General features: G+C 42.9%; 19 protein-coding genes and 1 other annotated feature. Of the genes, 17 read left to right on the forward strand and 2 right to left on the reverse strand.

From position 1 onward, the window contains the following. The first annotated feature begins 26 nt into the window (after positions 1-26). From HNQ82_RS07615 to clpB, 5 genes are all read left to right on the forward strand, one after another. Positions 27-1,094 (forward strand): carbamoyl phosphate synthase small subunit, encoded by a 1,068-nt coding sequence (locus tag HNQ82_RS07615; RefSeq protein ID WP_183248542.1) that lies wholly within the window; start codon positions 27-29, stop codon positions 1,092-1,094. After that, complete coding sequence (carB, locus tag HNQ82_RS07620; RefSeq protein WP_183248543.1) at positions 1,087-4,191, forward strand: carbamoyl-phosphate synthase (glutamine-hydrolyzing) large subunit; 3,105 nt, start codon at positions 1,087-1,089, stop codon at positions 4,189-4,191. The genes HNQ82_RS07615 and carB overlap by 8 nt, the downstream gene beginning before the upstream one ends. After that, positions 4,188-5,132 carry an ornithine carbamoyltransferase gene (argF, locus tag HNQ82_RS07625; protein ID WP_183248546.1) on the forward strand — a complete coding sequence of 315 codons (945 nt, stop codon included), beginning with the start codon at positions 4,188-4,190 and terminating at the stop codon, positions 5,130-5,132. Before carB ends, argF begins: the two co-directional genes overlap by 4 nt. An 89-nt stretch (positions 5,133-5,221) precedes the next feature. Then, positions 5,222-5,401, forward strand: a complete 180-nt coding sequence (locus HNQ82_RS07630; RefSeq protein WP_003395421.1) for a YjzC family protein — start codon at positions 5,222-5,224, stop codon at positions 5,399-5,401. A gap of 85 nt (positions 5,402-5,486) precedes the next feature. After that, on the forward strand, positions 5,487-8,069 hold the full coding sequence (gene clpB / locus HNQ82_RS07635) for an ATP-dependent chaperone ClpB (RefSeq protein ID WP_183248548.1): 2,583 nt from the start codon (positions 5,487-5,489) through the stop codon (positions 8,067-8,069). A 174-nt stretch (positions 8,070-8,243) separates the two neighbouring features. On the opposite strand, the gene HNQ82_RS07640 is transcribed toward clpB, so the two are convergent. Then, positions 8,244-8,423: a YjzD family protein gene (locus HNQ82_RS07640; RefSeq protein ID WP_183248550.1), complete on the reverse strand. Its 180-nt coding sequence runs from the start codon at positions 8,421-8,423 to the stop codon at positions 8,244-8,246. Between the two features lie 139 nt (positions 8,424-8,562). Here HNQ82_RS07640 and HNQ82_RS07645 point away from each other — a divergent pair, with 139 nt between their 5' ends. The 7 genes from HNQ82_RS07645 (at position 8,563) to HNQ82_RS07675 (ending at position 14,489) form a co-directional block, all read left to right on the forward strand. Further along, positions 8,563-9,264, forward strand: a complete 702-nt coding sequence (locus tag HNQ82_RS07645) for a hypothetical protein (RefSeq protein WP_183248552.1) — start codon at positions 8,563-8,565, stop codon at positions 9,262-9,264. A 90-nt stretch (positions 9,265-9,354) separates the two neighbouring features. Beyond that, the gene (locus HNQ82_RS07650; RefSeq protein ID WP_183248596.1) at positions 9,355-10,308 is read left to right on the forward strand and encodes a BMP family ABC transporter substrate-binding protein; all 954 of its coding nucleotides are present in this window, start codon (positions 9,355-9,357) and stop codon (positions 10,306-10,308) included. A 102-nt stretch (positions 10,309-10,410) separates the two neighbouring features. Further along, a complete protein-coding gene (locus HNQ82_RS07655) occupies positions 10,411-11,343 on the forward strand; it encodes a beta-ketoacyl-ACP synthase 3 (RefSeq protein ID WP_183248554.1) in 933 nt (310 codons plus the stop codon). A 32-nt stretch (positions 11,344-11,375) separates the two neighbouring features. Next, the gene (gene fabF, locus HNQ82_RS07660) at positions 11,376-12,617 is read left to right on the forward strand and encodes a beta-ketoacyl-ACP synthase II (RefSeq protein WP_183248556.1); all 1,242 of its coding nucleotides are present in this window, start codon (positions 11,376-11,378) and stop codon (positions 12,615-12,617) included. A gap of 70 nt (positions 12,618-12,687) precedes the next feature. Continuing rightward, positions 12,688-13,410 (forward strand): DUF2268 domain-containing putative Zn-dependent protease, encoded by a 723-nt coding sequence (locus tag HNQ82_RS07665; RefSeq protein ID WP_183248558.1) that lies wholly within the window; start codon positions 12,688-12,690, stop codon positions 13,408-13,410. A gap of 55 nt (positions 13,411-13,465) precedes the next feature. Then, complete coding sequence (locus HNQ82_RS07670) at positions 13,466-13,672, forward strand: YuzI family membrane protein (RefSeq protein ID WP_183240430.1); 207 nt, start codon at positions 13,466-13,468, stop codon at positions 13,670-13,672. A gap of 76 nt (positions 13,673-13,748) precedes the next feature. Continuing rightward, positions 13,749-14,489, forward strand: coding sequence for a YjbA family protein (locus HNQ82_RS07675; RefSeq protein ID WP_183248561.1), 741 nt, complete (start codon positions 13,749-13,751; stop codon positions 14,487-14,489). Positions 14,490-14,519: 30 nt separating this feature from the next. On the opposite strand, the gene trpS is transcribed toward HNQ82_RS07675, so the two are convergent. Further along, positions 14,520-15,509 (reverse strand): tryptophan--tRNA ligase, encoded by a 990-nt coding sequence (gene trpS, locus HNQ82_RS07680; protein WP_183248563.1) that lies wholly within the window; start codon positions 15,507-15,509, stop codon positions 14,520-14,522. 46 nt (positions 15,510-15,555) lie between these two features. Next, positions 15,556-15,784: a binding site (T-box leader), on the reverse strand. 506 nt (positions 15,785-16,290) lie between these two features. Between trpS and HNQ82_RS07685 the strand changes: the two genes are divergently transcribed. The 5 genes from HNQ82_RS07685 to HNQ82_RS07705 all read left to right on the forward strand — a co-directional run bounded on the left by HNQ82_RS07685 (position 16,291) and on the right by HNQ82_RS07705 (position 21,902). Beyond that, a complete protein-coding gene (locus HNQ82_RS07685) occupies positions 16,291-17,934 on the forward strand; it encodes a peptide ABC transporter substrate-binding protein (RefSeq protein WP_183248565.1) in 1,644 nt (547 codons plus the stop codon). Between the two features lie 87 nt (positions 17,935-18,021). Further along, positions 18,022-18,957, forward strand: coding sequence for an ABC transporter permease (locus tag HNQ82_RS07690; protein WP_032100749.1), 936 nt, complete (start codon positions 18,022-18,024; stop codon positions 18,955-18,957). 2 nt (positions 18,958-18,959) lie between these two features. Beyond that, a complete protein-coding gene (locus HNQ82_RS07695) occupies positions 18,960-19,877 on the forward strand; it encodes an ABC transporter permease (protein ID WP_183248567.1) in 918 nt (305 codons plus the stop codon). 14 nt (positions 19,878-19,891) lie between these two features. After that, positions 19,892-20,959 (forward strand): ABC transporter ATP-binding protein, encoded by a 1,068-nt coding sequence (locus HNQ82_RS07700; protein ID WP_085789502.1) that lies wholly within the window; start codon positions 19,892-19,894, stop codon positions 20,957-20,959. A gap of 1 nt (position 20,960) precedes the next feature. Continuing rightward, positions 20,961-21,902: an ABC transporter ATP-binding protein gene (locus HNQ82_RS07705; protein WP_183248569.1), complete on the forward strand. Its 942-nt coding sequence runs from the start codon at positions 20,961-20,963 to the stop codon at positions 21,900-21,902. Positions 21,903-21,933: the final 31 nt, after the last annotated feature.

Genomic DNA, 21,933 nt, shown 5'->3' on the forward strand with positions numbered 1-21,933 from the left:
AATAAACATTCGTTTGGGGTGTTGAAATGGAAGCATATTTACATTTGCAAAACGGCAAAACGTTTATGGGGAAATTGGAAACAACATGGGCGGGAGATGTTACGGGAGAAGTCGTTTTTTTTACAGGGATGACAGGATATCAAGAAGTGTTAACCGATCCGTCGTATAAAAATCAAATCATCGTTTTTACGTACCCACTTATCGGAAATTATGGCATTAACGAAGTTGATTTTGAAAGCAAACAGCCACATGTCAAAGCAGTCATCGTTTATGAAGTAGAAGAAACGGGCTATCATTACGAAGCGACATATAGTTTCAAACAATATTTGCAAAAATGGAACGTTCCGCTTCTCACTCATGTGGATACGCGGGCGGTTGTGAAGCAAATTCGTGAGCATGGAGCGATGCCTGCCGTCATTTCAACGAGTCAACAAGCGATCGTGCAAATGGAGGAACAAGCACCTGTTCCGCTCGTCAGCACATCAGAAATACGAACGTACGGAGAAGGTCATATGCACGTTGTTTTATTTGATTTTGGCTACAAAAAATCAATCATTCAATCGTTAATCAAGCATGGCTGTCGCGTGACCGTCGTTCCGTACAATACGACGTTACAAACGGTAGAACAACTTGATCCAGATGGGGTGTTGTTATCAAACGGACCGGGGGATCCAAAACAGTTGTCACATCATTTGCCGAACATTTTATCGGTCATTGAACGCTACCCAACGCTTGCGATTTGTCTCGGACATCAGCTCGTGTCGCTTGCTTACGGTGGAGATACGGAAAAATTGCCGTTTGGGCATCGCGGAGCGAATCAACCGGTATATGATGCGAAAACGAAAAAAGTGTTGATGACGTCACAAAATCACGGCTATGTCGTCAAAGCGGAAAGTTTAGTAGATACACCGCTTTCCGTTCGTTTTATCAACGTTAACGACGGTTCGGTGGAAGGAGTCGTCCATGAAACGAAGCCGATTTTATGTGTGCAATATCATCCGGAAGCGCACCCTGGACCAAACGATACGCAGTTTATTTTTGCCGAATTTGTCGACATGATGAAAGCAGCAAGGAAGGAGACAGTGTATGCCTAAAGATACAACGTTACGTTCGATACTTGTCATCGGTTCTGGTCCGATCGTCATTGGGCAAGCAGCGGAGTTTGACTATTCAGGAACGCAAGGGTGTTTAGCGTTAAAAGAAGAAGGATATCGCGTCATTTTAGCGAACAACAACCCAGCGACAATTATGACAGATGAAGTGCATGCGGATGCTGTATATTTTGAGCCGCTCACCGTTGAAAGCATGGAAAAAATTATCGCAAAAGAGCGACCCGATGGGCTGTTGGCTACGCTTGGCGGTCAGACGGGACTGAATTTAGCATTTGCGCTGCATGAGCGTGGTATTTTGCAAAAATATAACGTTCGTTTGCTCGGCACACCGATTGAATCGATTAAGCGTGGGGAAGACCGCGAAGCGTTTCGTGCGTTAATGTACGAATTAAATGAGCCTGTGCCAGAAAGTGAAATTGTGACGACTGTCGAAGAAGCGGTCCAATTCGCAAAACAAATCGGATTTCCGATTATCGTTCGCCCTGCATATACGCTTGGTGGAACAGGCGGAGGAATCGCCCAAACGATGAATGAACTCGTTGACATTGTGACGAAAGGATTGCATGAAAGTCCGATTGCGCAATGTTTAGTAGAACGAAGCGTCGCTGGTTTTAAAGAAATTGAATATGAAGTGATGCGCGATCACACAAATACGTGCATTACGATTTGTAACATGGAAAATATTGATCCTGTCGGCATTCATACGGGCGATTCGATCGTCGTTGCTCCGTCGCAAACATTGACGGATGTCGAATATCATATGTTGCGTTCAGCTGCCATTAAAATTATTTCGGCGCTTGGCATTGTTGGAGGTTGTAACATTCAATTTGCGCTCGATCCGAAAAGTAAAAAGTACTATTTAATTGAAGTAAATCCGCGTGTGAGCCGGTCATCTGCGCTCGCATCGAAAGCGACAGGTTATCCGATCGCTAGAATGGCAGCGAAATTAGCGGTCGGCTATACGCTCGCGGAGCTGATCAATCCGGTGACTGGACATACGTATGCGAGCTTTGAACCTGCGCTCGATTATGTTGTTGTCAAATTTCCGCGCTTTCCGTTTGATAAATTTTCGTTTGCTGATCGTCGTCTCGGCACACAAATGAAAGCGACAGGAGAAGTGATGGCGATTGACCGCAATTTCGAGCGAGCGTTGCAAAAAGCACTTCATTCGCTTGAATTAGATCATATTAGTTTATATTCGCCAACCATTGCGAAACAGTCGACAAAGGCGTTAATTGACATCGTAAAAAAGGGAGATGATCGACGCTTTTTTGCGATATTAGAGCTGCTTCGACGCGGTATGTCAACGGAACAAATATATGAATGGACGAAAATCGACTTATATTTTTTAACGCGTTTTGCCCGGCTTATTGCGCTTGAACAACAGGCGAAAGAAACGACGCTTTCACTCATTGATGAACAAACGTTTCGAACGTTGAAAGAAAAAGGTTTTTCTGATGCGTATTTAGCGCATATATGGAACGTTGACGAAAAAGATGTACGAGAAAAAAGAAAAGCATACGGCATTGTACCTGCTTATAAAATGGTCGATACGTGTGCGGCGGAATTTTCAGCAGAAACATCGTATTATTACTCGACATATTTTGGTGAAAGCGAAGTGCAAACGAGCGACAAACCGAAAATGCTTATTCTCGGCTCAGGTCCGATTCGCATCGGCCAAGGTGTTGAATTTGATTACAGTTCCGTTCATTGCGTGTACGCTTTACAGCAAGCAGGCTATGAAGCCATTTTAATGAACAACAATCCAGAAACGGTAAGCACCGACTTTACAGTTGCGGATCGTTTATATTTTGAGCCGCTTACCGTTGAAGATGTATTGAATGTTGCAGAAGCGGAAAACGTTGAAGCGGTTATCGTACAATTTGGCGGTCAAACGGCCATCAATTTAGCAAATAAGCTTGAAGCTTATGGCGTTTCGATCATCGGTATGAATAGCGATACGATCGATCAGTTAGAAGATCGGGAACGATTTTATGCGCTACTTCAGTCGCTTGACATTCCGCATGTCAAAGGGACGATGGCAAACAATGAGGAAGAGCTTCAAATAAAAGTAGAAGAAATTGGATACCCACTGTTACTTCGTCCATCGTATGTCATTGGCGGACGAGGAATGCACATTGTTTATGATAAACAACAGCTTTCTGAGCTTGTCGAGCAAGGTCTTGTATATCCTGTATTAATTGACGAATATATGCGTGCAAAAGAAGGCGAGCTTGACGCTATTTGTGACGGATATGACGTGTTCGTGCCAACGATCATTGAACATGTCGAAAAAACGGGCGTTCATTCTGGCGATAGTTATGCGTTTCTACCTGCCCAATCGTTTACGGAAGAAGAAAAAGAAAAAATGATCGATTATGCGAAACGCATCACAAAAAAGCTTCATTTTAAAGGGTTAATGAACGTTCAGTTTATTGTACGAGACGGGGAAGTGTACGTATTAGAAGTGAATCCGCGCGCCAGTCGAACTGTTCCGATTGTAAGTAAAGTCACAGGCGTGCCAATGGTTCAACATGCGACAAACATATTGCTTGGGAAATATTTGTCGGAAGACGTCAAACAAACCGTTTTACTCCCGTATGTTGTCTTGAAATATCCGGTATTTTCGACATATAAATTGCCTGGTGTCGATCCGCTCGTTGGGCCGGAAATGAAATCGACAGGCGAAGGCATTAGCATCGCAAAAACGGTAGAAGAAGCTGCATTAAAAGCGTTTTATCCATATCTCGTAAAGAAAAAAGGGGCGTACGAAATATACGTCGATGCGCCAAAGCATGCGACATCGCTCATTCAACAAGCGCAACGCCACGGTCTAAAGGTTGTGACAGACGAGCCGTTTGAACAATGGATAGAGAAAAAAGAAGGACTTATATTTGTTAGTTTATTGCGTGATGAAAAAAGCACGTGGCGACGTAAACAGGCGCTTGCCCGTCATATGCTCGTGGTGACGGAAGAAGAAACAGCACATTTATTTTTACAAGCGTGGTCTGTCCAAGATTTTTCTGTTTGTTCGATTCAAGATTGGTTAAAAAATTTAGGTGAAGTGGTGAGAAAATGAATATGACAGCAACGATTCAATTAAAAGGGAAAGATTTTTTAACATTAGCGGACTATTCAAAAGAAGAAATCGAGTATTTGCTTCATTTAGCGCTTGAATTAAAAGAAAAGCAACAAAACGGCGAACGGTATACGCCGTTAAGCGGCAAAACGTTGGCGATGATTTTTGAAAAACCGTCTACGAGAACGCGCGTCTCATTTGAAGTGGGGATGGTGCAACTCGGCGGGCATGCGCTTCATTTAAGCAGTCGCGATTTGCAAATTGGGCGCGGAGAAACGATTGCAGATACAGCACGCGTATTATCGGAATATGTTGACGGCATTATGATCCGCACATTTGAGCATGAAAAAGTAGAAGAACTCGCCCAGTATGCGAAGATTCCGGTCATTAACGGGTTAACTGACGACGATCATCCGTGTCAAGCGCTCGCTGATTTATTGACAATTTATGAAGTAAAGGGAAAACTACAAGGACTAAAACTTGCTTACATTGGCGATGGAAACAATATGGCACATGCGTTAATGCTTGCGGCAGCAAAAGTGGGCATGGATTGTGCCATTGCTTCACCGAAAGGATATGAACCGAAAGAAACGATCGTAAAAAAAGCAAAACATATCGCCGGCGAAAACGGAGCGACGATCGTTGTCACAAACGATCCGTACGAAGCCATTGCGAATGCGGATGTTGTATACACAGACGTATGGGCAAGCATGGGGCAAGAAGCGGAAGCGAATGAGCGCATACACATTTTCGCCCCGTTTCAAGTAAATGAAGCGCTCGTTCAACAAGCGAAACAAGATTTTATGTTTCTACATTGCTTGCCAGCACATCGCGGAGAAGAAGTGACGGAAGATGTGATCGATGGGAAACAGTCGTACATTTTCCAACAAGCAGGCAATCGCCTTCATGCACAAAAAGCGTTGCTCGTTTCGTTACTGTAACAGTTGGATGTCCATCCGTTATTTCTCATCATGTTTACGAAACAAAACGGACATATTATAAAATGATGAGATGATGAGGAGGGATACGGATGGGACAAAGTAGACATTTCCGCCCGGGTCAAAAAGCGCCAAACAACGGTATATATATCGAAATTGGTGAGACAGGGGATCAAGTAAAAAATCCGAAGAAATTAAAACTAAAAGCAGGTGACCGTTTCCCTGAAACGTCAAATCATAACCGCATTTGGACATACTTTCCGAAGCCGTAAGCCATCCTTGCATAAGGGTGGCTTTCTCGTTATAATACGTAATAGATAAAGGTCAAATAAAGTCAAAGTCAAAGGGGTGAACGTGATGAATATGCAACAAATGACGGAAAAAGTGCAAGAAGCACTTATGCGCGCGCAATCGTTAGCGGTCGAAAAACAACATCAAGAAGTGGACGTCGAACATGTATGCATCGCGCTTTTCGAACAAGAAGATGGGCTTGCTCGGCGTATTTATGAAAAAATGGGCGTTTCCGTTTCTCAATTGATGGAGGAATGGAACAAGCAGCTTAACAAAAAGCCACAAGTCATTTCGAGTTCAGAAGCAGGAAAAATATATGTAACAAGTCGTTTGCAACAATGGCTTGTGCGCGCGGAACAAGAAGCGAAACAAATGAAAGATGAATATATATCCGTTGAACACTTGTTGCTTGCACTCGTTGCTGACAAAGAAGCGCAACCGATTTTGTCGCGCTATGGCATGGACCGAGAGAAGCTACTACAAACGATTATGGGAATAAGGGGGAATCAACGCGTGGTTAGTCCAAATCCGGAGGCTACATATGAAGCACTGCAAAAATACGGTCGCGATTTAGTGGCAGAAGTGAAAGCGGGAAAAATTGATCCGGTCATCGGCCGCGATAGCGAAATTCGTCGTGTCATTCGCATTTTATCGCGCAAGACGAAAAACAATCCTGTGTTAATTGGAGAGCCGGGCGTCGGTAAAACAGCGATCGTCGAAGGGCTTGCGCAACGCATCGTCCGAAAAGACGTGCCGGAAGGATTGAAAGATAAAACGATTTTTGCACTCGATATGAGTGCTCTTATTGCCGGTGCGAAGTTTCGCGGCGAATTTGAAGAACGGTTAAAAGCAGTATTAAATGAAATAAAGAAAAGTGAAGGACGCATTATTTTATTTATTGACGAACTGCATACGATCGTCGGGGCAGGACGAACAGACGGTGCATTGGATGCCGGCAACATGTTAAAGCCGATGCTTGCTCGTGGGGAATTGCATTGTATCGGAGCGACGACGCTTGATGAATACCGTCAATATATTGAAAAAGATCCAGCGCTTGAACGTCGTTTCCAACAAGTACTCGTCGAAGAGCCGACGGTCGAAGATACGATTTCGATTTTGCGCGGATTAAAAGAGCGATTTGAAATTCATCACGGTGTCAACATTCATGACGGTGCGCTTGTGGCGGCGGCGACATTATCAGACCGTTACATTTCCGATCGGTTTTTACCTGATAAAGCGATCGACTTAGTTGATGAAGCGTGCGCGATGATTCGCACAGAAATCGATTCGATGCCGACAGAATTGGACGAAGTGATGCGCAAAATGATGCAGCTTGAAATTGAAGAAGCAGCGCTCAAAAAAGAACAAGATGAAGCGAGCAAACAGCGCCTGCAAGCGTTATCGCAAGAGCTAGCGAATTTGCGCGAAAAAGCAAATGCGATGAAAGCGCAATGGGAAAAAGAAAAAGAAGCGATTCAACACGTACGCGCGTTGCGTGAACAGTTAGAAAAAGCAAAGCGTGAGTTAGAAGAAGCAGAAAACAATTACGATTTAAATAAAGCGGCGGAACTCCGCCACGGACGCATTCCACAGCTTGAAAAGGAATTGAAGCAGCTCGAACAGAGCGAAAAAGAGCGACGACTGCTACGAGAAGAAGTGACGGAAGAAGAAATTGCAACGATTGTGTCGAAATGGACGGGCATTCCGGTGACAAAGCTCGTCGAAGGTGAACGGGAAAAATTGTTGCGGCTTTCCGACATTTTACACGAGCGCGTCATCGGGCAAGACGAAGCGGTCGAGCTAGTGAGTGATGCAGTATTGCGTGCGCGTGCAGGCATGAAAGATCCGAATCGTCCGATCGGTTCGTTTCTTTTCCTCGGTCCGACAGGTGTCGGAAAAACAGAATTGGCGAAAGCGTTAGCGGAAGCGCTTTTCGATAGTGAACAACAACTGATTCGCATCGATATGTCCGAATATATGGAAAAACATGCGGTGTCTCGTTTAATTGGAGCGCCTCCGGGATATGTTGGCTATGAAGAAGGCGGTCAACTCACCGAAGCGGTGCGCAGAAAACCATATTCGGTCATTTTGCTTGATGAAATTGAAAAAGCGCATCCAGAAGTGTTTAACATTTTACTGCAAATGTTAGATGACGGTCGCATGACGGACTCGCAAGGAAGAACGGTCGACTTTAAAAATACAGTCGTCATTATGACGTCCAATATTGGATCACATACGTTGTTAGAAGCGGTCGATGCGCATGGCGAGGTAAACGAAGAAGCGCGCGAACAAGTGTTGAAACAATTGCGTATGCATTTTCGTCCAGAGTTTTTAAACCGCATTGACGATATTGTATTATTTAAGCCGTTAACAGTACGTGAAGTAAAAGGCATTGTCGATAAGTTTATGAAACAGTTAGAAGAGCGGCTAGCGGAGCGTCATATGACAGTGACATTGACGGACGAAGCGAAAACGTACATTGCGACACATGGGTTTGACCATGTATATGGTGCGCGTCCATTAAAACGATTCATTCAAAAACATATTGAAACAAAACTTGCGCGTGAAATTGTTGCCGGGCGTATTGCCGACTATAGCGCAGTAACAATCGATGTCGAAGGGGATGAATTGGTCGTAAAAAAAGGATAAACGGACAAATGCCGTTTATCCTTTTTTAAAAGATAAGAAAGTATAAAATCTCAGATTCATGTCTAGCTCCAAGCGCCATCGGCTCGAGTCGCTCCGTCCCACACTGCGGCGGCGACAGCCTCCTCGGTGGGACTCGTGCGCTCTTCGCCGATAGGCGGGCGCTTTTCGCTTTTCTTAATGATGCACAGGGTCGTTTGGAATGAGTTGTGCAATCAATAAAATGAGAACGGTTGCAACGACAGCCAACGTTGTACCTGTTGAGAAATGGTACGCCGCACCGATCATCGAGCTAACGACGTATGTCACCATGTTCACTAATAAAAACGTCCAAAAAAACGTCCAAAAAATGCGCATGTAACTCCCTCCTTTGCACTCTTTTTTTATCTTATCACAAATGATGGATAAGCGAAAACGAAAAATTATAAAGCCTAGTACACGAAAAAGAAAATCGCATACGATATATTGTACAATGATGTGCTTAAGGTGGACGGTTATGACAGAGAAGCAACGATTTTTCCAATTTAGCGAGCAATGGTGTGCGATTCATGTTCCAGATCGACCGAACGGATTTGCTTTACTTATTTTAGGAGACGTATCTCATTTTGTCGATGACAAGACGAGCTTATGGATGCAACATGTTGGAAAAAACAAGTTGTTACACGATTTATTACAGTATGGATATACGATTTTTTACTCACATTTGTACGGCGCAAATTGGGGAAGTCCTAAAGCCGTCAAACTAGCGAAACAGCTTATTCATTACGTATTAAAAACAGAAATTTTAAATGAACGCATTTACGTGTTGGCAGAAGGAATGGGGGCGCTTGTTGCCCTGCAATTAATGAACGACTTGGGTGATCAAATACGCGCGATTGCGCTATTAAACCCTTGTTTATCTTTACAGGCGCAGGTGCAATATGAAAAAGAACATAAATTTTTTTATAAACGGCTTATGCGTCAATTGAAACAAGCGTATGGACAAGAAGAAATGGAACGATGTATCCCACCGGTTTCTCCGCCCATTGTGCCGCTGAAAATTTGGCAAGTGTCAGGCGTGAATCCATATCCGCCAACGATTCATGCACGAGCGTATGCTCAAACGTTTCACGTTCCTGTTTCGTACCATTTGCCTGAAAAAAAGTATACGTTTGCACAAGCGATCCACAAGTTTTACGAACAATATAATGATGTATAGTCCCCATACCCGTGGGGATTTTTTCTTTACCAACTAGAAACAAAGCAAGTAAAATAAGAGATGAAACGGAAAAAGGAGTGTTGCATATTGATGAGGCGATATATATTTTTGATCTTTGCACTACTTTTTATTTTATCGGCATGCGCTCCTGTCCAGATGTCATCGGGGAAGTTGCAAAAAGTCGGCCTGCTTGTTCCTGATACGATTGATGATCAAGTGTGGGGAACGAAAGGATATAAAGGGTTGCTTCGCGTTCAAGCGAAATTTGGTGTCGATGTGTTTTATCGTGAAGGGGTAAACTCAAAGGCCGCGACTAAACAAGCGGTAAAAGAATTTCATCAAAAAGGCGTCAATTTAATTTTTGGGCATGGGAACGAATATGGGGAATATTTTGATGACATCGCGGAAAAATACCCGAACATACATTTTGTATTTTTTAACGGAGAAGCGAAAAAGAAAAATGTAACGAGCTTTCAGTTTAAAGGGCATGCGATGGGCTTTTTTGGCGGTATGGTCGCAGGGCATATGACGAAAACGAATAAAATCGGTGTTATTGCTGCGTTTGAATGGCAACCGGAAGTGGACGGTTTTTTTGAAGGAGCATTATATGAAAACGAAAACGTTCACGTTGATGTAGAATATGTGCAAAGTTGGGATGACATTGATGCAGCGATGGCAATTGTTGAGCGAATGATCGCTGATGGGGTCGATATCGTATATCCTGCTGGCGATAAATTTAGCGTACCGATCATTGAAAAAATGAAAGAACATGGGCTATATGCGATTGGCTATGTGACAGACCAAGCAGATTTAGGGGAACGTACTGTGCTGACGAGCACCGTCCAACATGTCGATGCATTATATGAGCTCGTTGCGCAAAAGTTTATCGACAGAGAGTTAACGTCAGGAACGACATATGTTGATTTTCAAGACGGTGTCGTTGAACTCGGCACGTTTAGCCCGCTTGTCGATGAATCGTTCCAACAAAAAATAACAGAAGCCATTGAACGATATAAAAAAACGGGGAAATTGCCAAATGAGTGAGGTGGGGAATACCTCCTCATTTTTTTATTGCACGAAACGAGAAAAGAAAGTAAAATTAGTACCAAGTAATAAAGTTTGATAATAAAAGGAGACGATATTTCCGTGAATGCAGGAATTATTGGAATTGGACGATATTTGCCAGAGCGTATTGTGACGAATAAAGAATTAGAACAACGAATGGATACGTCTGATGAATGGATTCGGACGAGAACAGGCATTGAAGAACGGCGCATTGCTTCAGACGATATGGATACGTCCGATATGGCATATATCGCAGCGAAGCGCGCGCTTGATGATGCGGGTATTTCTCCCGAACAAATTGATTTCATTTTAGTAGCAACGGTCACACCAGATCGCGCGTTTCCGTCTGTTGCATGTATGCTGCAAGAAAAGCTTGGCGCAGTGCGCGCGGCGGCGCTTGATGTGAGCGCAGCATGTGCAGGATTTATGTATGCGATGGTGACGGCGAAACAATTTATCGAAACGGACACGTACAAATATGTGCTCGTTGTTGGGGTAGAAAAATTATCGAAAATCGTCGATTGGACGGATCGGAACACAGCGGTGTTGTTTGGAGACGGTGCAGGCGCTGTTGTGATGGGAAAAGTTTCGGAAGGTCGTGGCATCGTGTCGTTTGAGCTCGGTGCGGACGGAACAGGCGGAAAATATTTATACGAAGACGATTATGTCGTGATGAACGGACGGGAAGTATTTAAATTTGCCGTGCGTCAAATGGGAGAGTCGTGCATTCGTGTGCTAGAAAAAGCAGGGTTGACGAAGGCGGACGTTGACTTTTTAATTCCGCATCAAGCGAACATTCGCATTATGGAAGCGGCGCGCGAACGGTTAGAGCTACCAGTTGACCGCATGTCGATTACCGTGAATAAATACGGAAATACATCCGCTGCATCCATTCCGATTTCGCTCGTCGAAGAAGTAGAAGCTGGACGCATTCAAGATGGCGATTTAATTATTATGGTCGGTTTCGGCGGTGGATTAACTTGGGGCGCTATTGCGTTGCGCTGGGGCAAATAACGATGTATGATGAAACAAAGGAGTGATGTGTGGTGACGAAAAGACGAGTGGTTGTCACGGGGTTAGGAGCAGTGACGCCGTTAGGAAATGATGTTGAAACGACGTGGAAACATATCGTTGCCGGACAATCAGGCATCGGTCCGCTCACACGATTAAACGCGGACGATTTTCCTGCGAAAGTGGCAGCGGAAGTGAAAGATTTTCAAGTTGAACAGTTTATGGATAAAAAAGAAGCGCGTAAAATGGATCGCTTCACACAATACGCAGTCGCGGCTTCGATGATGGCCGTAAAAGATGCGAATTTACAAATTACAGAAGATAACGCTGCACGCGTCGGCGTATGGATCGGTTCAGGCATCGGTGGGATGGAAACGTACGAAGAACAGCTAAAGACGTTTTTAGAAAAAGGGTATCGCCGCGTGAGCCCGTTTTTCGTTCCGATGATGATTCCAGATATGGCGGCAGGGCAAGTGTCGATTATACTTGGCGCAAAAGGAATGAACTCATGTACAGTGACCGCTTGTGCAACAGGAACGAACTCGATTGGCGATGCGTTTAAAGTTATTGAGCGCGGTGATGCGGACGTCATGATTACAGGCGGAACAGAGGCGCCGATTACGCATATGGCGTTTGCAGGATTTAGCGCCGCAAAAGCGCTCTCGTTTAATCCAGACCCGAAAACAGCATGCCGTCCGTTCGATCAACATCGAGATGGATTTATTATGGGCGAAGGGGCTGGCATTATTATTTTGGAAGAACTAGAACATGCGCTAAAACGCGGTGCGCGCATTTATGCAGAAATTGTCGGCTACGGTGCGACAGGGGATGCGTATCATATTACGGCACCAGCACCTGGCGGAGAAGGCGGTGTACGCGCGATGCGCCAAGCGCTTCGTGATGCGAATATGCAACCAGAAGACATCGATTACATTAATGCACACGGAACGAGCACAGAGTATAACGATAAATATGAAACGATGGCGATTAAAGAAGTATTTGGTGAACATGCGTACAAATTAGCGGTCAGCTCGACAAAATCAATGACTGGTCATTTGCTTGGCGCAGCTGGCGCGATTGAAGCGATTTTCTCCGTTTTATCGATTTACGACGGCGTCATTCCGCCGACGATTAATTATGAAACGCCAGATCCAGAATGCGACTTAGATTACGTGCCAAACGTGGCGCGCAAACAAGACGTGCGTGCCGTATTAAGCAATTCGCTCGGTTTTGGTGGACATAATGCGACAATTATTTTCAAAAAATATGAAGGATGAGGCTCTCCTCATCCTTTTCACATTTTCCTTTCGTTTGTCGTACAATGCGATAACGAAAGGAGGGAGTGTCATGGGAGTGATTAACACAAAAAACTGGTTTGAACATGACAAATGGCGAGAAAAAATAAAAGAAGACGTACAGCGCCATTTATTTGCGCATGGGATGGCGCGGCGCAATCAACATGACATCATGAAACAGCTTGAACAAAAAAACGTATGGGCGTTTGTTGCCAACAAGTTTGCTGAGCTAAAAAAAGAGTGGAATGGGCCAGATGTGCCGATTTATATTTTCCCTGCTGATGCTACCAACCGTTCGCTCCAACATGAATTTGGCGGAAAGTCAGGCGTCGCTTTTCGCGATCAACTATTTTTATTTTTGCTTCCTCATGTTCCGAATGAACATATTTACGCCCTCCTCATCCACGAATACAATCACGTTTGCCGTTTACATGTGGATCCGAAAAATGAGCGCGACTATACGCTCCTTGACCGCATCGTCATGGAAGGATTAGCCGAAAACGCGGTGTATGAGCGACTTGGGAGCAAATATGTCGCGAAATGGACGACATATTACACAGAGGAACAACTAAAGCAGTTTACGAAAAAATGGATCGTGCCAAACATGTCGCTTCGTCCAGACGATGCGCGTTACCGTGCGCTTTTATACGGTTCAACATTTTATCCGCGCATGCTCGGCTATGCGGTCGGGTATGACATTGTGAAGCGAGCGTTGGAAAAAAAGACGATAATCGAATTATTGACAATGGAATCAGAACAAATTTTTTTTATGTAACGCATCGTTTCCCGGTTTGTTCATACATATAGTAGTGGACAAGGGGGACAAATGTATGCGTTTCTTTTTTTATTTGCTTGGGTTTGGGATGTCGGTCATTGGTGGAACGACGATGATTGCGTATTTAAACATTATGGCATCGCGTGCAGATTGGAAAGAATATTTGTTATTTATTAGCACAAAAGTGGAATGTTATTTTTTACCTATCGGCTTATTCATGACGTGGCTAAGTATTTTTTTCCCATTTCGTGATGATGGTTAAATTTAGGGTGAAATGGAATAAAATGAACGACCTCTGACCATACTGTGAACAAATCGTTTGAAGTGAGGGGTTATGCATGTTATATCTTCACGATGTTTGGGTAAATTGGTTTGAAGGAGAAGAAAATGGATATAACGTTTGCCACTTTTATGAGTGGAGAAAAGATGATGCGATTGAGTTATTAGATCAAGTTCCAGTATTAAAAGTGAGCCCACAACTGTTTTACTACTTGGAAAATAGTCTATCGGAAATTCCTAAACCGTTGCTTGAAGATGTGTATCAAAAAGCGTATGTGCGCAAAAATCATGAACGCATTCAGCTTGATTATTGTTTTATTGCCACAGATGGCTATGGCATCGTTGCGATTGATACGATTGGCTATCACATTCCGATTCGTAAAAGCCGACTCATTCCACGTCAAGAACAGCTCGTTTATGAGATGATGAAAGAGCAAGATGTGCGCATATATCCGTTTCAACAAAGTGAAAAAGAATATCATATTTTATCGCCCCATCCTGCGCTCATGAGCGGATTGACGCGCAAAGAGCGACAATTGAAGCAGCTGTTATTTATGGCGCTTGATCAATTGTACGGAACGAAAAATGTCGCTGAAGTGCGCTATTGGTATACGGAGTGGGCGCCAGAAAAGTATGCATACATTCAACAAATGTCGTTTGAAGAAGCGTGGAACGGCTTGTACGAAGAAGCGAAATACGGATGGTCGGACCGCCATGCGCATTTGTGCGAACGGCTCGTGAAAGGACAACCGTTTTTTGAAAAACTATGGGAAATGGAACAAGAACCGAAAGTGAATTAAAAAACTCAGCCCCACACGGAGCTGAGTTTTTTATCTTCTTTTTCTTCCTAAACCGATGGCATTTTCCATTTTCTTTAACATTTTGCTTGCGACACGGTTCGCTTTTTCGGCACCTTCGTCTAAAATGTCGTCTAGTTCAGAGCTTTCCATGAGGTCATAATATTTTTGTTGAATGGGTGCTAATGTGTCGATAATGACTTGAGCGACATCGGCTTTAAATTCTCCATATCCTTTTCCAGCGTAACGTTCTTCTAACTGTTCAATCGGTTCGTTCGCTAAAATGGAGTAAATCGTTAATAAGTTCGATACGCCCGGTTTATTTTCTTTATCATAACGAATGATGCCTTCGGAGTCTGTCACGGCACTTTTTACTTTTTTCTCGATCGTTTTTGCATCATCAAGTAGCGTAATGTATGATTTTTGGTTCGGATCAGATTTGCTCATTTTTTTCGTCGGATCAGTAAGCGACATAATGCGTGCACCGATTTTTGGAATGCGCGCTTCTGGGATCGTGAAAATGTCGCCGTATCGTTTATTAAACCGCTCCGCTAAATCGCGCGTCAACTCAATATGTTGCTTTTGGTCTTCACCGACAGGGACGATGTCTGTCGAATAAAGTAAAATGTCGGCTGCCATAAGCGGCGGATACGTCAACAACCCAGCGCTGACCGCTTCTTTTCCAGCCGATTTATCTTTAAATTGCGTCATCCGCTCTAACTCGCCGATGTAGGCGATACATTGTAAAATCCAACCCGCTTGCGCATGTGCAGGCACTTCCGATTGAATAAACAACGTCGATTTGTTCGGATCGATGCCAACGGCTAAATAAAATGCTGCTAAACTGCGGATGTTTTTCCGAAGCGCCAGCCGATCTTGCGGGACGGTAATCGCATGTTGATCGACGATACAAAAGTAGCAATTATAATCGTGTTGCAGTTCAACAAATTGCTTCATCGCTCCAATATAGTTGCCGAGCGTAATGACACCGCTTGGTTGAATGCCAGAAAAAATCGTCTTCATGAAATCACTCCTTTTTTATTTTTCCAAATAAAAAAGTCCTATCATCTTTAGGGACGATAGAACCGTGGTGCCACCCTAGTTATTGTCATTGCGACAATCACTTTGCCCATGTTTTACACATGGCGCCTTTGTAACGTAAGGCAAACGTCCAAGCTTACTTTTGTTTCAGCTTGAATGCTCGAAAGCCCATTCCATACAACTAGCGACTTGTTCGCACCGTCCACAAGCTCTCTGAACGCCTCGTTATATGTACTATTCTTTGTCATCGCATCGGTTTTTCTTTTATCTTACAATATGTATCGTTTTCTTGGCAAGGGGACGATATTTGTGACAAAATCTTTACAAACTGAAAACGTTTTTATAAAATAAATGTGCAATTTTTGTTGCAAGATCGGAAAAAATACAATAAAATTTTCAAGCGTGAACGCTTTAATTTACTAATATAAAAAAGTGTAAAGAAACTATTTTTAAAAATAATCCTCAAAGTTTTCTTGCAATAAATTTTTAAACTATTTATAATAAGCTTAACAAGCTAACGGTTTAACAAATTTGTAACATTTACTTAACAATCGCTCCCAACTTGTAAAAGAGACGGCAACACTCGCTACATAAGAGTAGCCTCTTGTATGAGTTTTTTTAAAAAAATTCATACGACTATACAACATAAAAAGTCAGACTATTTAGTAAAAACATTCTTTTCTACAAATTGGGGGATTGACGAGTAAATGTGCAAGTTTGTTAAAATGGTGCTTGGAAAAAATACATTTAGGGGGGAAATCCATTGAAGAAAAGACTTTCACTTTTATTTAGCCTTATGTTAGTGTTGAGTCTTTTCCTTGCGGCGTGTGGTGGATTTGACAAAAAAGAATCTGCTGATGACACGAAAAAAGGAGAAGACAAAAAAGCGGACGTTCCTCAAGAACTTCACATCAACATTAACACTGAGCCGTTCTCTTTACATCCAGGCTTAGCGAACGACTCTACTTCTGGTACAGTATTACGCCAAACATTTGAAGGTTTAACAGTCATTAAAGACGGTAAACCAGATTTGGCGGCTGCAGAAAGTTACGAAGTTTCTGATGACTTAACAACATACACATTTAAATTGCGCGATGCGAAATGGACGAATGGTGACCCAGTAACAGCGCATGATTTTGAATATGCGTGGAAATGGGCACTTGATCCAAAGAACCAATCTCAATACGCTTACCAACTTTACTACATTAAAAATGGTCAAGCGTTTAACGAAGGAAAAGCAAAAGCTGAAGATGTTGGTGTAAAAGCTATTGATGACAAAACATTGCAAGTTACGCTTGAAAACCCAACACCTTATTTCTTAGAGTTAACAGCGTTCTATACTTACTATCCGGTGAATAGTAAAATCGCACAACAAAATCCAGATTGGTATAAAAATGCTGGTGATCAATACACTTCCAACGGTCCATTCAAAATGGTATCATGGGAGCATAACAGCAAAATCGTTCTTGAAAAGAATGAAAACTACTGGGATGCAAATAATGTAAAATTAACCAAAATTGAAATGGTTATGGTTAACGATCCGAATACTGAACTTTCTATGTTCAACAACGGTGAGTTAGACTGGGCTGGTTCACCAACTGGTAACTTACCAACTGATGCGTTGCCACAATTAAAACAAGAAGGTAAGCTTCATGTGCAACCGATTGCGGGTACGTATTGGTACAAATTTAACACAGAAAAAGCACCATTAAACAACGTCAACATTCGTAAGGCACTCACATATGCGATTGACCGTAAAGCAATCGTTGAAAACATTACAAAAGGTGAGCAAGTGCCGGCAATGGCAGCAGTACCACCAACAATGTTCCCTGAAAACGAAAAAGGGTACTTTAAAGATAACGATGTTGAAAAAGCAAAAGAACATTTACAAAAAGGTCTTGAAGAACTTGGTTTAAAAGATGTGAAAGATTTACCACCAATCACATTATCATTCAACACATCTGAAGCGCATGCGAAAATCGCTCAAGCGATTCAAGATATGTGGAAGAAAAATTTAGGCATTGAAGTCAAACTTGAGAACGCAGAATGGAACGTTTACATTGACAAGTTACATTCTGGAGACTATCAAATCGGTCGCATGGGTTGGTTAGGTGACTTTAACGATCCGATCAACTTCTTAGAGTTGTATCGTGACAAAAAAGGTGGAAATAACGATACAAACTGGGAAAATCCGAAGTATAAGCAGTTGTTAATTGATTCTCAAAAAGAAAAAGATTCTGAAAAACGTCTTCAAATGTTAAAAGAAGCAGAAGCGATCTTAATGGATGAGCTTCCAATTGCACCGATTTACTTCTATACACAAACTTGGGTGCAAAAAGACAACTTAAAAGGCGTTGAATTATCAGGTCTTGGTGATGTTCAATTTAAATGGGCATACTTTGAATAAACAGGTGAATGATGAAGGTATATGGGGTTTCCCATATACCTTCATTTCACGATAGCGAACATTTGTAAAAAATGGAGGTGTTTCAATATGTTGCGGTATATAGGCAGACGTTTGCTTTATATGTTGCTATCGCTATTTTTAATTATTACAGCTACATTTTTCTTAATGAGAGCTGCACCTGGCGGACCTTTCTCTGGAGAAAAAAAGCTCCCGCCAGAAATTGAGAAAAACTTAAATGAATTTTACGGGTTAGATCGTCCATGGTATGAACAATATTTTGATTATTTAACATCAATTGCTCAATGGGATTTCGGTCCTTCGTTTAAATACAAAGGACAAACGGTTAATGATCTAATTAATAGCGGGTTTCCTGTGTCCTTCTTTTTAGGAATGGAAGCATTGTTAATTGCAGTTGGTATGGGCGTATTGCTCGGGATTATTGCTGCATTGAATCATAACAAATGGCAAGATTATGCAGCAATGATTTTTGCTGTTCTGGGAATTTCTGTTCCGAGCTTTATCATGGCTTCATTGCTTCAATACGTGTTAGCCATTAAACTAGGTGTTTTCCCGGTTGCACGTTGGGAGTCGTTTATGCACACAATTTTGCCAGCAATCGCTTTAGCAACAGGACCGACAGCGTTTATCGCTCGTTTAACTCGTTCAAGCATGCTTGAAGTGTTAAGTAACGACTACATTCGAACGGCGAAAGCAAAAGGATTGTCGCGTATGCAAATTACGGTGCGTCATGCGATCCGCAACGCATTATTGCCTGTTGTTTCGTATCTCGGTCCATTGTCTGCTGGGGTGATCACAGGTAGTTTCGTTATTGAGAAAATTTTTGGTATCCCAGGTCTAGGAAGTCACTTCGTATTAAGTATTTCTAACCGTGACTATACCGTCATTATGGGTGTTACTGTGTTTTACAGCATCATTTTATTAGCAGCCATTTTACTTGTAGATATTGCTTATGGATTAATTGATCCTCGCATTAAATTAGCCGGTGGGAAGAAAGGAGAGTAACTATGCAGCAAATTCCAAAGGAAATGTTTCAGCCTGCATCGGTTGATTTAAGTGAAGCGGAAAAAATTTCGAAACCAAGCCTTTCGTTTTGGAAAGACGTATCGATCCGTTTCCGTAAAAATAAATTAGCGATGTTCGGTCTTGTTTTGCTTTTCATTCTCGTATTCATGGCAATTTTTGGACCGATGATGACACCCCATGACTATCGAACAAACGATTTAATGAATACAAACAAACCGCCATCTGCTGAACACTGGTTCGGTACGGATGATCTCGGACGCGATATTTTTGCTCGTACGTGGTATGGGGCACGCATTTCATTATTTATCGGTGTGGCTGCGGCGCTCATCGACTTATTTATTGGCGTATTATGGGGTGGAATCGCTGCTTTCCGTGGCGGACGTACAGACGAAGTAATGATGCGTATTGCTGACATTTTATGGGGTGTTCCGTACTTGCTTTTAGTTATTTTGTTAATGGTTGTATTGGAGCAAGGATTAGGAACGATGATCTTAGCGATGACGATTACTGGTTGGATTAACATGGCACGCATTGTGCGTGGACAAGTTCTTCAATTGAAAAACCAAGAGTACGTTCTTGCGGCGCAAACATTAGGAGCAAGCACGTCACGTATTATGTTTAGACATTTAATTCCAAATACCATGGGTCCAATTCTTGTAACGATGACGTTGACGATTCCGTCTGCGATTTTTACAGAGGCGTTTTTAAGCTATCTCGGTCTCGGTGTTCCACAGCCGCTTGCAAGTTGGGGAACGATGGCTTCTGATGGCGTATCAGCGTTACAATATTATCCATGGCGTTTATTCTTCCCAGCAACGATGATCTGCTTAACGATTTTTGCATTTAACGTTGTTGGAGACGGGTTGCGCGATGCGCTAGATCCAAGATTGCGTAAGTAAAGAGGGGTGAGGACATGGAGAAATTGCTTGAAGTGAAAAACTTAGAAGTATCCTTTCAAACATATGGTGGAGAAGTACAAGCTGTTCGTGGTGTAAGTTTTCACGTCAATAAAGGTGAAACGCTTGCGATTGTAGGGGAATCTGGATCGGGAAAAAGTGTGACGTCGCAAACGATTATGCGCCTCATTCCGATGCCGCCTGGAAAAATTAAAAACGGTCAAATTTTATTTAACGGGGAAGACCTCGTCAAAAAGACGGATAAAGAAATGGAGCAAATTCGCGGAAAAGATATCGGAATGATTTTCCAAGACCCGATGACGTCGTTAAACCCGACGATGAAAGTCGGTAAGCAAATTATGGAAGTTCTCATTAAACATCAAAATATGTCGCCAGCTCAAGCGAAAGAGCGTGCGATTGAGCTACTGAAGCTTGTTGGTATTCCTATGCCCGAGAAGCGTGTAAACCAATATCCGCACGAGTTTTCTGGCGGAATGAGACAACGTGCGATGATTGCAGTAGCACTCGCATCTAATCCGAAGTTGTTGATTGCAGATGAGCCAACAACAGCGTTAGACGTAACGATTCAAGCACAAATTTTAGAGTTAATGAAAGACTTGCAAAAGAAAATGGGAACATCCATTATTTTCATTACCCACGACCTAGGTGTTGTGGCAAATATGGCCGATCGTGTTGCCGTCATGTATGCTGGAAAAATTGTTGAAATGGGAACGGTTGATGAAATTTTCTATGACCCTCGTCATCCGTACACATGGGGTCTACTTGCTTCGATGCCAAGCTTAGATAGCGATGATAAAAAAGAGTTAGCTGCCATTCCAGGATCGCCACCAGATTTAACAAACCCGCCGAAAGGGGACGCTTTTGCGCCACGCAACCCGTATGCGATGCGTATTGACTTTGAACAAGAGCCTCCGCTCTTTAAGATTTCTGATACGCATTATGCGGCAACATGGTTGCTTCATCCAGACGCACCGAAAGTTGAGCCGCCTGAGGCAGTAAAAAAACGGTTGCGTAAACTCTCCTCAAACTACGATAAACCAATTATTGTAAAGGAGAGTGAATAAGATGGCACAACAAAAACAAAAACTTGTCGAAGTGAAAAACTTAAAACAATATTTTAAAGTCGGGAAAGGACAAGTTGTCAAAGCGGTTGACGATGTGACGTTCGACATTTATAAAGGTGAAACGCTCGGTCTCGTTGGTGAGTCAGGATGCGGAAAGTCAACGACAGGCCGTACGATCATTGGATTATATGAAGCAACAGGCGGCGAAGTGTTGTTTAACGGTTTAAGTGTGCATCGGAAAAAGTCTGCGAAAGAAGCGAAAGAATTAAAACGGAAAATGCAGATGATTTTCCAAGACCCATATGCGTCGTTAAACCCGCGTATGACGGTTGCAGATATTATTGCGGAAGGCATTGATATTCACGGCTTAGCATCGTCGAAAGAAGAGCGTATGAATCGCGTATATGAACTGCTTGAGACGGTCGGTTTAAACCGCGAACATGCGAACCGTTATCCGCACGAGTTTTCTGGCGGACAGCGTCAACGGATCGGCATTGCACGCGCGCTTGCGGTTGAGCCGGAGTTTATTATTGCGGACGAGCCCATTTCGGCACTTGACGTATCGATCCAAGCGCAAGTTGTCAACTTAATGAAAAAGTTGCAACGTGAAAAAGGCTTGACGTATTTATTTATCGCCCACGATTTGTCAATGGTCAAATACATTAGCGACCGCATCGGGGTCATGTATTTCGGAAAAATGGTTGAGCTTGCGGATGCAGAAGAGTTGTACCGCAATCCAATTCATCCGTACACGAAATCGCTTCTTTCAGCGATTCCACACCCAGACCCAGAAACAGAACGGACGCGCAAACGTATCATTTACGATCCGTCACAGCACAACTATAAAGAAGGCGAAGATGTGCGCATGCGCGAAATTACCCCGGGTCATTTCGTTTACTGCTCGGAAGCAGAGTACGAAAAATATAAGGCGATGTACAGCTAATCTCTCGAGTTTCGAGAGATTAGCTTTTTTC

This window comes from Anoxybacillus tengchongensis (assembly GCF_014201585.1).
In the GTDB taxonomy this organism is placed as follows: Bacteria; Bacillota; Bacilli; order Bacillales; family Anoxybacillaceae; genus Anoxybacillus; species Anoxybacillus tengchongensis.